Raw genomic sequence first — 13,128 nt, forward strand, 5'->3', positions numbered from 1 at the left:
TGTCCTATTCGATGCGATAGTAAATGATCGTCCCGGCAGGGTTCGATCGTACCTGCTGTTCGTACGTTTCCGGCGTCGGAGGGGTGCTGGGCTGAGCGGGATCCCTGGGATCCGTGGGCGGTTCGGGGAGCTTCGCCGCCCCCGTGAGATCGACCACCGCATGGACGCGCACGCGCGTCTCGCGCTTGTTCCCCGGGACGATGCCATCGGCGTAGATGCTCAGGAAGTTGGTCCTGTTGCCGAGGGACCTCGTGACGTTCGGCTTGAACCTCACAGCTTCCACGCCCATCGCCTTGAACTGCTGCCCGAGCATCCCCCCGAGCGAGCTGCCCGCCTTCTGGGTCATCGCATCGACATAATCTTTCGGGGTGGGGAAGAGCAGCCCCCCGGTCATGCTCTGCACGAGCGACGCCACGGTGAGGAACGCCGACTGCTGGTTCACGTCGCTGCAGAGCGTCGTCGTCGCGATATCCACGAAATCGGCGGTGCACGTGAGCCTGAGCAGCGTCAGCGCGTTCGCAGACGAGACGTTCACCTTCTGCTTCCGGCTGCCCCAGACGGTCAGGACCCTCTTGTCCGGGTTGCCCGGATCCGGGTCGACGAACGTCGCCCAGAAGTCGTCGTTCATGCCCCGGATCAGCCGCAGCTCGTCGACCGAGTCGAACGGGGCGTTCTTGCGCTGATAGGGGAGGCCGACCGTCTGGTAGAAGCTGTCCTCGGCGCCGGTGGAGCTCGGGGCGTTCGACGTCGCGTCGCAGGCGAACGTCTGGTCGCCCGGGTCGGCCCAGTCGATGAGCGCGCTGCAGATGGTCGCGCGGTCGGAGAACTGGCCGTCGCCGTCGCGCTCCTCGAAGAGCGTGTTGTACTGCGCGTCGCTCATCAGGCTGAGCAGCTGGTTCCCGATCGCGATCTGATCGGAGATGCCGCCCACGTCGTCGGCGGCGCGGTTGACGTTGATCTTCGAGTCCTCGTCGACGATCTTGAGCTCGAAGCGGCCACCGCCGGTGAGCCCCAGGTTCTTGCCCGCCGCCGCGCTGCCCTCGCCCGCGGCCTCGGCGGGCGGCGCCGCGCTGCCCTCGCCCGCGGCGAGCTGCGCGTTGAAGGGGCCGAGGAACATGTCGGTGAACTTCCAGACCGGCACCTGGAACTTCCCCCTGATCCCGACGATCGCGAGCATCGGCCCGATCGCCGTGCTGACGCTCGGCTCGGAGGCGATGAGCATCCGCGACAGGTTCACGGCGCTCTTCGCGTAGTACTCGGCCCGGAGCGCGTCGCGATCGGCGAGCGCCGCGGAGAGCTCGGTCGAGGTCTCCTCCTGGAGCTCGGTCAGGAACACGGTGAGCACCGTGATCGCGCCGAGCACCATGACGAGCGCCACGCCCCGCTGGTCGCGCCGCCTCCGGAGGCCGCGGCGGCCGCGCCCGCCCTGGATGGCGGAGGACGCGCGCTCCCTCTCGCTTCGGCGCCTCGGCCGGCTCATGGTGTCGAGTTCCCGAAGGCGATGGGGACCTGCATCGGAATAGGCACCTTCGACTCGAACTTGATCGGCTCCCCGCCGGGCCCGCCGTTCAGGACCAGCGTCACCCACACCTGCGAGGGGAGCCGGTCGAGCTGCGCCGCCGGCTGCGTCGAGTCCCACGAGTCGACCCACTCCCCGGTGATCGGGTCGAGGTACTGGAGATTGAAGCTCTCGATGTCCTCGGCGAGCACGTTGACGACTCCGCCCCTCGTCGGCTCGGTATCGATCGTCCTCGCCTCTCGCCGCACGAGATCGAGCCTGTCGCGCTCCGGGTCGCGCGCGCCGAAATAGCCGATCTCGCACTGATCGGACTCGTGCGCGTTCCGGAGGAGCCTCCGGTGCGCGAACGCGGTGAAATCAACGCGGTCCGCAGGGGACGAGTCGTCCCCCGCGAAGGCGGTGAGCCGCACGACGATGTTCTTGTCGGCCGGCTGGTGCCTGGACAGGAAGGCCGTCTGGAGCTCGCGCGAGATGCGGGCGATCGCCGCGCGGCCCTGGTGGTAGCGGTCGCCCATCCGCGCGATGCCCGAGCGCGCGCGGCTCATGCCGTCGAACGCGCCATAGATGAGCGTCCCGATGAGCGCCAGGATGCCGACCGAGACGAGGACCTCGAGGAGGGTCACCGCGCGCGAGCGGCCGCGGCGCCTGCGGAGAGAGCTCGCCCTTCGCGCCGTCATGGTCCTCCTCCTCCCTCGCCCGTGCCCGCGTCGGCGTCGGGCTGGCCCATCTGGGGGATCGTGACCCACTGCACGAGCTCGAACGCGTGCTCCCGAGACCCTTGCTGCCACGTCAGCTTGACCGTCACCCGCCGCGCGCTCGCCTCGAAGATGGGCTGGAGCGTCGGCGCGAGCATGTCGACGAACGGCTGCAGGAGCCCCGAGATCCCGCCGCCCGACTCGCCGCCCCCCGCGCCGCCGCCGACCAGCGATTGCGCGAGATCGTTGATGTCGCCGCTCGGGGCCGCGGTGCCGCTCGACTCGCCCGGCTTGCCGAGCGCCCCGAGCCCCTCGAGGTTGGTGTCGAGGTCCAGATCGCCGTACTTGGGCTCGGGCATCTGGGGCTTCTCGATGCGCCAGCTGCACTTGATGTTCGGCGACTCGTCGCCCTCGCAGCACGGCCCGCTGTCGGCCTCGTCGAGCGCCGGCAGACCGTCCTTGGCGAGCCGCTCCTCGAGCTCGGTCATCTTGCAGCGCGCGAGCCCGTTCGCGAGGCTGAGGTTCCGCGCGTGCGCCGCGGCCGAGAAGGCGCCGGCCTGCGCGGAGAGGATCGCCGTCAGCCCGAGGCCGAGGATGGCGACCGCCACCATCACCTCGAGCAGGGTGAAGCCGCGGGCGCGCATCAGAGCCCCGTGTCCTCGCGCTCCGACGCCTCGGCGTCGTCGCGCGGCCTGGGCATGCTCGCCTTGCCCTTCCTGAGCTCCGTCTTGCCGGTCAGCGGCGAGACGAGCACCGTCATCACCGCGTCCTCGGTCTCCCCGCCGCCCAGACTGAGCTGGATCGCGGCGTGCTCGGTCTGGCCTCCGGGCCAGAAGTAGAGATAGGCCCGCCCCTCCGTCACGGGCTCGTCCTGGTGTCCGGTCTCCACCTGGAGGAAGCGCACGCCGCTCGACAGCTCCTTGCCGGGCCTGTCCTTCTCGGGGTTGAAGCCGTACGCCTTCGCCGGCTCGAACGAGGGCCGCGGCGCGCGCGGCCCCTTCAGGATCGCCTCGGCCTCCGCCGTGGCCGCCTTCTCGGCCTCCGTCGCCGCGGCGGCGCCGCCGGCCCGGTCGTTCCGCTCGACGAGGAGCTCGCCTGTGGACTCCTCGAGCACGATCATCCGCTCCTCGAAATCGAAGACGAGCCGCACCGGCTTCGACTTCGCGTTCGCGTGGGCGTAGGCGACCCGGACGGCGCCCGCGAGCAGCGCCGCGCTGCGCTTCAGCCGCGCGCTCGTGACAGCGCCCATGCCGAGCATGACCGAGCCGCTGATGAGCGCGATCACCGTGACGGTGATCAGCACCTCGACCAGCGTGAGTCCCCTCGTGCGACGGCGTGCCATGGGCGCTCCTGCTCCCGCGCGGCGCTACATCTCCGCGATCTTGTTGAGATCCGACTGCTTCATGTCATCCCGGATGTCGTCCTGGGTGTTCTCTTTCTTGTCGTCGCCGGACGAGATGACATGGACGTCGTTGTTCTCGTCACACTTGATCTTGTAGGGCTGGCCCCAGGGATCGTCCGTCTTGTTGCCGTCGATCTGCTTCGCGCTGACCAGCGCCTGGATCGTCGGGCACCCCTCGCTGCCCGCCCCGAGCTGCTGGTACTGCTCGGCGGCGCTCTTGATGATCGTCGCCCCGGTATAGGCGCTCTTGACGCGCGACTGCTTGAGCTTCGGCCACACCACGAGCGTGGCGCCGCCGGCGATGATCGCCATGATCGTCACGACGATGAGCACCTCGACCAGGGTCACGCCCCGCGAGAGCTTCCGGCTCAGCCGTCGAATCCTTCTTGCGCTGCTTGCTCTGTTCGTCTCCATCTCTCACTCCACCCTGTCAAGGCCGCCTATTTCGCCGTCCGGTCCGTCGCTCATGAGATCGTATCCGTCCGGATCCTTCCTTCCGGGACAGGTGAGCCGGAGCGGCCTGCCCCACGCGTCGACCGGGTCGATCGCGAGGTATCCCTCGCGCTTCAGCTCTTCCAGGGAAGCCGGGCACCGCCGCTCGTGATCGGCGCGGTACAGGGTGATCGCCCCGTGGACGACGGACAACGTGGCGCGGGTCGATCGAATTCCCACGAGCCGCCGCTCGCGCGCGCCGAGGAGCAGCAGGAGGACCACCATCGCGAGGCCCGCGGCGAAGGGCCTCGCCCGCGCCATGCCGGTCCGCCGGAAGAGCCCGCCGCCGCGCTCCCAGGGGAAGAAGATCGTGCTCTCTCGCTGCCTGCGCCGCCCCATAGCCACCTACCCGACGAAGCTCGACATCTGGATGAGCGGCATGAGGATGGATATCGCGATGAACGCGACCGCGCCGCCCATGATGACGATCATGAGCGGCTCGAGCAGGCTCGTGAGCACCTGGACGCGGGTCTCCACGGCGGAGTCGTAGGCGTTGGCGACGTTCTCCAGCATCGCCTCCAGCTGCCCGCTCTTCTCGCCGATGGCGATCATGTGGGTGACGATCGGCGGGAACCGGCCGCTCCGCTTCAGCGGCTCGGCGATGCTCTGGCCCTCGCGGATCGACGCGATGGCGTCGACGATGACCTTCTCCAGGGCCGCGTTGCCGAGCACGCTCCGCACGATATCCATCGCGCTGAGGAGCGCGACGCCCGACGACAGCAGGGTCGCGAGGGTCCGCGCGAAGCGCGCGATGGACAGCATCTGGATGAGCTTGCCGAAGATGGGCGCCCGCAGCACGAACGTGTCCCACGCGAGGCGGCCCTTCGGCGTCCGCACCCAGCGGCGGAACCCGTACACCGCGCCCACGAGCGCGAGGAGGACGAGCCACCAGTAGCTCGAGGCGAACGCCGACGTGCCGATGAGCGCCGCCGTGTACCAGGGCAGCGCCTGGTCCATGGAGGCGAAGATGCCGGTCACGTTCGGCACGACCGCGACCATGAGGACCGAGATGAGCCCGATGCCGATGAGCGCCATCAGCGCGGGGTAGGCGAGGGCGGCGGTCACCTTGCCCACGAGCTTCGCCTGGTTCTCCATGAAGACCGTCAGGCGGGTCAGCACGCCCTCGAGCGTGCCGGACGCCTCGCCGGCGCGCACCATGCTCACGTAGAGCGGCGGGAAGATCGAGGGGTGCGCCTCGAGGGCCTTGGCGAAGCTCGTGCCCTCGCGCACCTGCTCGCGCACCTGCGTGAGCACCTTCTTCAGCGACTCCTTCTCGACCTGCTCGATGAGCGCGTTGAGCGACTCGAAGAGCGGGATGCCGGCGCCGATGAGCGTCGCGAGCTGGCGGGTCATCACGGCGATGTCCGACGTCGAGGGGCGGCCCACGAAGGCGAACATCTTGAGATCGCGCTTCGCCTTCGCCTTCGCGGCCTGCTCCTCGGTCGCGCCGGTGAGCATGACGCCGTCCTTGCGCAGGGCGGCCCGGAGGGCCTTCGCGTTCTCCGCGTCGCGGACCCCTTTGACCGGCTTGCCGGTGCCGACGAGGATGCCTTTGTATTCGAATACCGCCACGGCCTTCCCTACTCGTCGACGATGACGTCTTCCTGCGTCGCCGCGAGGACCTCCTCGACGGTGGTGATGCCCTTGAGCACCTTGCGCGCCCCGTCATCCCGGAGCGTATCCATCCCCTGGGAGATGGCGACCCGCTTGATGGTCTGCGCGTCCGCGCTCTTCAGGATGTGCGGACCCACGGCGTCGTCGACGACCATCAGCTCATAGATGCCCCGACGGCCGACGAAGCCCTTCTGGTTGCAGGAATCGCAGCCCCCGGGCTTGTAGAACACGGCCCGGTCGAGGTCCTGCCCGATGTAGTCGTATTTCTGTCCGTGCACGCTGTAGCGGTTCGAGACCTTTCGCCGCGCCTTCCAGGCGAGCCGGTCCTCGTCGAGGCCGAGCTGCTGCAGCTCGTAATCGGAGGGCCGGTAGGGGACCTTGCACGCCGGGCACAGCAGGCGCACGAGGCGCTGGGCGAGGATGCCGATCACGCTGCTCCGCACGAGGAACGGCTCGATCTCCATCTCGACGAGGCGGGTCACGGCGGCGGCCGCGTCGTTCGTGTGGAGGGTCGAGAGCACAAGGTGGCCGGTCAGCGACGCGTGGATGGCGATCTCGGCGGTCTCCTTGTCGCGGATCTCGCCGACCATGATCACGTCCGGATCCTGGCGGAGGAACGCGCGGAGCGCCGAGGCGAAGGTGAGCCCGATCCCGGGGTGGACGTGGATCTGGTGGATGCCGCCGATCTCGTACTCGACAGGGTCCTCGGCCGTGAGGATGTTCCGGCTGGGCTCGTTGATCCGGTTGAGGCAGGCGTAGAGCGTCGTCGTCTTGCCGCTGCCGGTCGGGCCGGTGACGAGGATGATGCCGTCCGGCCGCTGGATGAGCGCGTCCATGATGGCGTACTCGCGCGGCGCGAAGCCGAGGTCGTCGAGCCCGAGCAGGACCGACGCCTTGTGCAGGATGCGCATCACGATCCGCTCGAAGCCCCGGCTCGTCGGCACGGTCGAGACGCGGATGTCGACGCTCTTGCCCGCGATCTTCAGCGTGATGCGGCCGTCCTGCGGGAGCCGCTTCTCGGCGATGTTGAGCGCCGCCATGATCTTCACGCGGGCGATGATCGGCGCCATGAACTGCTTCGAGGCGCGCTTCGCGACGTAGAGCTCGCCGTCGATCCGGTAGCGGACGACGACGTCGCGCTCCTCGGGCTCGATGTGGATGTCGCTCGCCCGCTCGCGGACCGCCTGCGCGAAGAGGCCGTTGACCCAGGCGATGATCGGGGCGTCGTCGTCCGAGTCGATGATGTCGACGAGGTTGTCCTCCTCGAGCGCCGTGTCGCCCTCGAGCTTCGCGCCGCCGTCCTCCTTGCGCTCCCAGATGCGGTTGATCGCGTTCAGCACCGCGTCGCTCGTGGCGACCGCGATCTCGACGGGCTTGCCGAACAGCGCCCGCACGTCGTCGATCGCCGTCGTGTCGAGGGGGTCGGCGACGGCGCAGTAGACGACCCCGTCGTGCTCGGCGAGCGGCAGGATCTTGTGCTGCTTGGCGTAGGTGATCGGCACCCGGCTCGCGAGCTCGAGCGGCACCGCGTCGATGTCGATGCGCGGGAGGAGGCCGACCTCGCACTCCTCCGCGAGCGCCTTGGCGATGCTCGCCTCGTCGGCGATGTTGGACGAGACGATGAGGTCCACGAGCGGCTGACCGCGCTCGCGGACGGTGTCGTAGAGCGGCACGAGCCGCTCCGCGGGGACGACGCCCCTCCGGATCAGGATCTCGCCGAGGTACTGCTGCTGCTGCAGGCTCATTCCACGCGCTCCATCTGCCGTCCGCCGCCCGGCGGCCGCCGCGTGGGCCGCGGCGGCGGGGCGCCGTTCGGCGGCGGCGGCAGCTGGGCCGGCTCGCCCTCCATGTCGGCCATGCCGGGCTGCATGTGCACGGCGCCGGTGGCCTTGCCGCCGAACGTCGGCAGGCCGACCGGGTCCACCGGCACGTGCTCGCGCGGCCCCTTCGGGCGCGCCTCCTCCTCGAGGCGCGCCCGCTCCTCCTCGGCCAGCATCGACTGGCGGATGTCCTCGAGGAGCCCGTTCGCGCGGCCGAAGTCGCGCGGCGGCTCCCACGCGGCGCTCTCGCTGAAGACGAAGTAACGGTCGATGAACTCCTGCCGCTCCTGCATCTTGCGCTCGAAGATGGTCCGGAGGTCGTCCTGGTCGCGGATCACGTAGGGCGTCAGCACGAGGAGGAGGTTCGTCTTCGTCTTGGTCTTGACCCGCTGCCGGAAGAGGAACCCGAGCACCGGGATGTCGCCCAGCACGGGGATCTTCGTCTCCGAGGTGGTCATGCCGTCGCGCATGAGGCCGCCGATCACGACCGTCTGCTGGTCCCGGACGACGAGCGTGGTGCTCGCGGTGCGCTTGTTGATGGGGATCGCGCCGAGCGCGCCCTCGAGGGGGGCGCCGGCGTCGGAGATCTCCTCGGAGAGCTCCAGCCGCACCTGATCCGAGTCGTTGACGTGGGGGACGACCTTGATCTTCGTGCCGACGTCCTGGCGCGCGGCGGCGCCGCCGCCGAGGCCGCCGAGGCCGCCGAGCAGGCCAGCGAGCCCGCCCGCCGCGGCGCCCGCGCCGCCGGCCAGGCTCGCGAGCTGGTTGAGCCCGCCGCCGCCCACGTTGGTCTGGAGCGGGATGTTCTGGCCGATCGAGATCTCGGCCGCCACGTTGTCGGTCGCGAGGATGTGCGGCGTCGCGAGGACGTTGGAGTCGCCGTCCTGGGCCAGCGCGTGGAGGACGACGCCGAACGCGGGGATCGAGATGCCCGTCCCGAGGATGTTGTTCGAGCCCGTGATCGCGGGGCCCTTGATGCCCAGCGCGAGCGCGCCGAGCTGCGCCGGCAGGCCGATGACGGACTGGCGGATGTTGTTGCCGCCGTAGACGACGCTGTCGTCCGCGTTGAGGCCGTCGAACGGCGCGCCGGCGTGGTAGCCGATGCCGAAATCGAGCGAGCGGCTGACGTTCACGTCCATGATCACGGCCTCGATGAACACCTGCCGCCGGGGCTCGTCGAGCTCGTCGATCACGGTGCGCAGCTGGGCGTAATCGTGGGGCGACGACGTGATGAGGAGCTTGTTGCTCGCCTCGTCGCAGGTGACCTTGACCTGCCCCTCGAAGATGTCGTCGGTCGAGCCCGGCACCGCCTGGGCGGCGCGCGCGCCCGGCCTGCCGCCCACGGGCGCGCCGCCGCCGCTCCCGCCGCCGAGGACCTGGTTCAGCGTCGCCGACAGCTCCTTGCAGCCGGCGTGCTGGAGCGAGAGCACGTGGACCTGCCCCTCGCCCGTCTGCGCCACGTCGAGGCGCTTCAGGATGCCGAGGACGCGCAGGTAGTCCGGCTCGGTGGCGGTGATGATGAGGGAGTTGGTCCTGTCGTCCGCGATGATGCGGGCGCCGGTGCCGCCGGCGCCGCCCCTGCCGGGCCTGCCGCCGCCCGCCGCGCCCCTGCTCGGGTCGACGATCTCGTTCAGCTTGGTCGCGACCTCCGCCGCGGAGCCGTAATGAACGGGCTGCACCCAGAGCTGATCGCCGGCGCCGCCCACGTCGATCTCCTCGACGATCCGGAGCATGCGCTGGATGTTCGACCCGGTGTCCGTGATGATGAGCAGGTTGCCGGGCGGGTAGACGGTGACGTCGCCGTCCTTCGATTTGAACTTGCTCAGGACGCCGCCCGCCTCGTTGGCGTCGATATGGGACAGCCGGTACATGCGGGTGACGAACCGGTCCTCCGCGGGCACGGGCGCGGCGGTCCCGAACACGGGGGTCGTCTCCGACACCGCGCCCGGCGTCTCCACGATCTTGAGGAAGCGGCCGTGGGGGATGACGGTGAGATCGTTCGAGGCGAGGATCGAGAGGAACGCGCTGTACGCCTCGGCGACGGTCACCTTCTCCGGCGCGTACACCGTGGCCTTGATCTGCCGGAGCTTGCCGCCGTAGATGAAGCGGCGCCCGGTGATGTTGCTGATGGCCTTCACGAGCTCGGGGAGGTCGGCCTCGTCGAGGTTGAAGCTGACCTTGTAGCCGCCGGGCTTCGGCTTGAACTCGATCTCCTGGACCCCTTGCTTGACCGCGGCGAGCGGGTCGTCCCCGGCGTCGGCCGGGGCGCCTGGCGCGGCTGTGCCCGGCGCGCCGGCCGGCGGAGCGCCTGCGGCCGGGGCGCCCGGCGCGGGGCGGGCGGGCGGCGGCTGGACCTGGCCGGGGGTCCGCAGCACGGGGGCGCCGCGGTTCGCGGGTTGCGCTGCGGCGGGCGGCGCCGCGGCGGCGAGCACGAGCGCCGCCACCGGCGCGGCGAGGAGCCTCCTCCGGAGGCAGCAGGATCGCTCGAGGGTCGTCATCACCATCAGTCGACTCGATATTCTCTGCGTTGGTTGGTGGGGGGAGGCGGCGCCGCTCAGTCGGCGTTCGGCGCGTTCGGCGCGTTCGGCGCGTTCGGCGCGCTCGGCGCGCTTTCGCGTGCGGCCGGCGAGGGGGGCCGCGGCCGCTTCGAGCGAGAGGTCTTGCCCAGGGCGGTCTTGCTCGCGCCGGCGGAGGCCTCGCTGTCGGCCTCCTCCGTCGCGTCCGTCGCGGACTCTTTATCATCGTGGGGCGGCAGGACGGCCTTGGCGACCGACACGAGGACGAGGCTCATGACCCCGACGAACGTGAGCGAGCCGAGGACGAACGTGCCGATCACCATCAGCGTCCGCCGGAGCAGGCTCCCCTCGTTCAGCGTCCCTATCCATCGCGCCATGCCGCTACCCTGCTTTCGTCCCTGGATTCAGTCCGGAGCGCTCACTTGATGTTGAAGTCGATGTTCATCGGCTTGCCCTTGCGGTTGATGCTCACCGTGAGCCGGTCCGCCGTCCGGAGCCGCGCGTAGGCCTCGAGGGCCTTCTGCGGATCGCTCATCTCAAACCCGTTGATGCTGGACAGCCGATCTCCGTTCTCCAGCCCGAGCGTCCCCAGCAGAGAGTCCGGGCGAATCCCGAAGAGACGGATGCCCACCACCTTGTCTCCCTCCTTCTCGGGGACGATACGCGCGGAGCGCATCAGCTCGCCCTGGTTCTCCAGGATGTGGTCGACGGCGCTGCGCTCCACGTTGAACTCGTTCTCGCTCACGCGCTGGATCTTCGAGGCGATCTCCGGCGGGATCTTCTTGCCGCCGCGGGGGGGGGCCTTCCCCGCCGCGGCCGTCGACGTCGTCGGGGGCACCGGCGCCGGCGTGGCGCTGGCGCGGGCGACGACGCCTCTGCTGCCCACGATGGCCTGGCACCGCGAGCTGCCGGACGTCAGCCAGACCCGATCCCACCCCACGTAGTAAACGGTCTGCCCGCTGATCTCATCCCCTTGCCGGCGCAAGATCGCCTTGCCGTCCGAGCCGGCCATGGCCGCGAACGACCACGCGGGATCCTCGGCCTGCGTGATGAGCAGGACGCGGGCGCCGTCGCAGGAGGGGTCCGCGTACGGGTCCTTGTTGGGCAGCTCGTGCGGGACGCTCGGGATCTCGACCGGCTTGCCGTCGAGCGGCCCCGTCACCGAGTCGAACGGGTTGCGCGAGAGGATCGCCGCGGCGCTCGTCGCGTGGTCCGTGCTGCTCGCGGTCGACCCGAACGACGCCGGGCGCGTCGGATGCGTGGGCGGCGCCGGCGGGGCGTCGATCGCGACGCTGGAGACCACCAGCTGACCCATGCCCGACGCCTGGAAGTAGGCGGCGAGCGCGATCAGCGCGCCCAGCACCCAGGGAAAATACCGCTTCAGGATCGCGTCGATGCCCATGCGCCCATCCTCCTCTAGGCGAGTTTCATGCCAGCGGTCAATCGCCGGTGGTTTCCCGCGTCTTCACGAAATTTCGGAAGCTGTCCCGCCAAGGTGACGCACCCCAGCCGCGTCGGACGGCCTTCGTTGCCAAAGTGACAAATGGATCTTCGCGGGGTGCCGGCGCACGGGAGCGCGCCGTGTCCGCGGGACGGCGCGCGCGGCGTCACTCCAGCTCGCCGAGCTTTCGGTAGATGGTGCGCGTGGAGATGCCGAGCAACTGCGCGGCCACGGATTTGTCCCCGCGGGCGTGGCGGAGCGTCTCGCGGATGAGCCTTCGCTCGACCTCGTCGAGGGGCGTGCCGACCGAGAAGGTGAGCGAGCTCGGCTCGGCGGGGGCGGCCTCACGGATGAAGTCGGGCAGGTCGTCGACGGAGAGCTGGTCGCCGCGGCAGAGGACCACGGCGCGCTCGATCACGTTCTCGAGCTCGCGCACGTTGCCCGGCCACGTGTAGTCGGTCAGGCGCGCGAGCACGTCGCGCGGCGCCTCCAGGCGGGGGCGGTTGTTCTTCGTGCAGTAGACGCCGAGGAAGTGGTCGACGAGGAGCGGGATGTCCTCGCGGCGGGTCCGGAGCGGGGGCGCCGTGATCGCGATCACGTTGAGCCGGTAGAACAGGTCCTCGCGGAAGCGGCCCGCGGCGACCTCGGCGCGGAGGTCCTTGTTGGTGGCCGCGACCAGGCGCACGTCGGCGCGCACCGTGTCGCCGCCGACGGGCTCGTACTCGCCCTCCTGCAGCACGCGGAGGAGCTTCACCTGCACGGCGGGCGAGAGCTCGCCGATCTCGTCGAGGAACAGCGTGCCGCCGGCCGCCTTGGCGAAGCGGCCGTCGCGCTTCGCGAGGGCGCCGGTGAACGCGCCGCGCTCGTGGCCGAAGAGCTCGGCCTCGAGGATGGTCTCCGGGATGGCCGCGCAGTTGACCGCGACGAACGGCCCTCGCGATCGCGCGCTGCGCTCGTGGATGAAGCGCGCGAGCAGCTCCTTGCCGGTGCCGCTCTCGCCGAGCACGAGCACCGTGGCGCTCGAGGGCGCCGCCTGGGTCGCGATGTCGAGCACGCGGCGCAGCGTCGGGCTCGATCCGACGATCTCGCGCTTCGTGAGCAGCTTGATCTCCTGCCGGAGCGAGCGGTTCTCGGCGACGAGCGACTGGCGCTCGGCCGCCTTGCGCACGCTCTTGATGATCGTCATCCGCTTGAGCGGCTTCTCCACGAAGTCGTACGCGCCCTCGCGCATGGCCTGGACCGCGGTCTCGACGGTCCCGTAGGCGGTCATCATCACGACCTCGGTGTCGGGCGCGAGCTGCTTCAGCGCGCGGAGCAGCTCGAGGCCGCTGACGCCCGGCATCATCAGGTCGGTCAGGACGACCTCGACGCGGCGGCTGCGCACGATCTCCAGGGCCGCCTTCGCGCTGTCCGCCGTGATGACGCGCATGCCGTCGCGCTGGAAGATCTTCTCGATGGAGGCGACGTTCGACGGCTCGTCATCGACCACGAGGACCGTCGGCGCGCCGGGCGGCGGCGCAGCGGGGCCAGCAGGCGGCGCGCTCGGGGGGACTTGTGCCAGATCGTCAGCCATGCGCCACTGTGTCACAGACGTCGGCGGCATGTCCAGGAGAGCACGGGTCTGACAAA

The 13,128-nt window shown here is 70.1% G+C and carries 12 protein-coding genes; all 12 read right to left on the reverse strand.

What is annotated here, in order from left to right; genetic code table 11:
- Window positions 1-4 precede the first annotated feature (4 nt).
- A complete protein-coding gene (locus WMF45_RS50765; protein WP_437714661.1) occupies window positions 5-1,480 on the reverse strand; it encodes a general secretion pathway protein GspK in 1,476 nt (491 codons plus the stop codon).
- Complete coding sequence (locus WMF45_RS50770; RefSeq protein ID WP_437714663.1) at window positions 1,477-2,196, reverse strand: type II secretion system protein GspJ; 720 nt, start codon at window positions 2,194-2,196, stop codon at window positions 1,477-1,479. The genes WMF45_RS50765 and WMF45_RS50770 overlap by 4 nt, the downstream gene beginning before the upstream one ends.
- The gene (locus WMF45_RS50775) at window positions 2,193-2,858 is read right to left on the reverse strand and encodes a type IV pilus modification PilV family protein (RefSeq protein WP_437714665.1); all 666 of its coding nucleotides are present in this window, start codon (window positions 2,856-2,858) and stop codon (window positions 2,193-2,195) included. Before WMF45_RS50775 ends, WMF45_RS50770 begins: the two co-directional genes overlap by 4 nt.
- Entirely contained in the window at window positions 2,858-3,556 is a 699-nt protein-coding gene (locus WMF45_RS50780) for a pilus assembly FimT family protein (protein ID WP_437714666.1), read from the reverse strand. The genes WMF45_RS50775 and WMF45_RS50780 overlap by 1 nt, the downstream gene beginning before the upstream one ends.
- 24 nt (window positions 3,557-3,580) lie before the next feature.
- Window positions 3,581-4,030: a type II secretion system protein gene (locus WMF45_RS50785; RefSeq protein WP_437714668.1), complete on the reverse strand. Its 450-nt coding sequence runs from the start codon at window positions 4,028-4,030 to the stop codon at window positions 3,581-3,583.
- Window positions 4,031-4,033: 3 nt separating this feature from the next.
- The gene (locus WMF45_RS50790) at window positions 4,034-4,447 is read right to left on the reverse strand and encodes a type II secretion system protein GspG (RefSeq protein ID WP_437714670.1); all 414 of its coding nucleotides are present in this window, start codon (window positions 4,445-4,447) and stop codon (window positions 4,034-4,036) included.
- Between the two features lie 6 nt (window positions 4,448-4,453).
- Window positions 4,454-5,680 (reverse strand): type II secretion system inner membrane protein GspF, encoded by a 1,227-nt coding sequence (gene gspF / locus WMF45_RS50795; RefSeq protein ID WP_437714671.1) that lies wholly within the window; start codon window positions 5,678-5,680, stop codon window positions 4,454-4,456.
- An 8-nt stretch (window positions 5,681-5,688) separates the two neighbouring features.
- Complete coding sequence (gspE, locus tag WMF45_RS50800; protein WP_437714673.1) at window positions 5,689-7,467, reverse strand: type II secretion system ATPase GspE; 1,779 nt, start codon at window positions 7,465-7,467, stop codon at window positions 5,689-5,691.
- Entirely contained in the window at window positions 7,464-10,040 is a 2,577-nt protein-coding gene (gene gspD / locus WMF45_RS50805; protein ID WP_437714675.1) for a type II secretion system secretin GspD, read from the reverse strand. The genes gspE and gspD overlap by 4 nt, the downstream gene beginning before the upstream one ends.
- 56 nt (window positions 10,041-10,096) lie before the next feature.
- On the reverse strand, window positions 10,097-10,435 hold the full coding sequence (locus tag WMF45_RS50810; protein ID WP_437714677.1) for a hypothetical protein: 339 nt from the start codon (window positions 10,433-10,435) through the stop codon (window positions 10,097-10,099).
- Between the two features lie 41 nt (window positions 10,436-10,476).
- Complete coding sequence (gene gspC, locus WMF45_RS50815) at window positions 10,477-11,460, reverse strand: type II secretion system protein GspC (RefSeq protein WP_437714679.1); 984 nt, start codon at window positions 11,458-11,460, stop codon at window positions 10,477-10,479.
- Between the two features lie 205 nt (window positions 11,461-11,665).
- On the reverse strand, window positions 11,666-13,072 hold the full coding sequence (locus WMF45_RS50820; protein ID WP_012241830.1) for a sigma-54-dependent transcriptional regulator: 1,407 nt from the start codon (window positions 13,070-13,072) through the stop codon (window positions 11,666-11,668).
- Window positions 13,073-13,128 lie beyond the last annotated feature (56 nt).

Source organism: Sorangium sp. So ce448, assembly GCF_051520915.1.
GTDB classification, from domain to species: Bacteria; Myxococcota_A; Polyangia; order Polyangiales; family Polyangiaceae; genus Sorangium; species Sorangium cellulosum_B.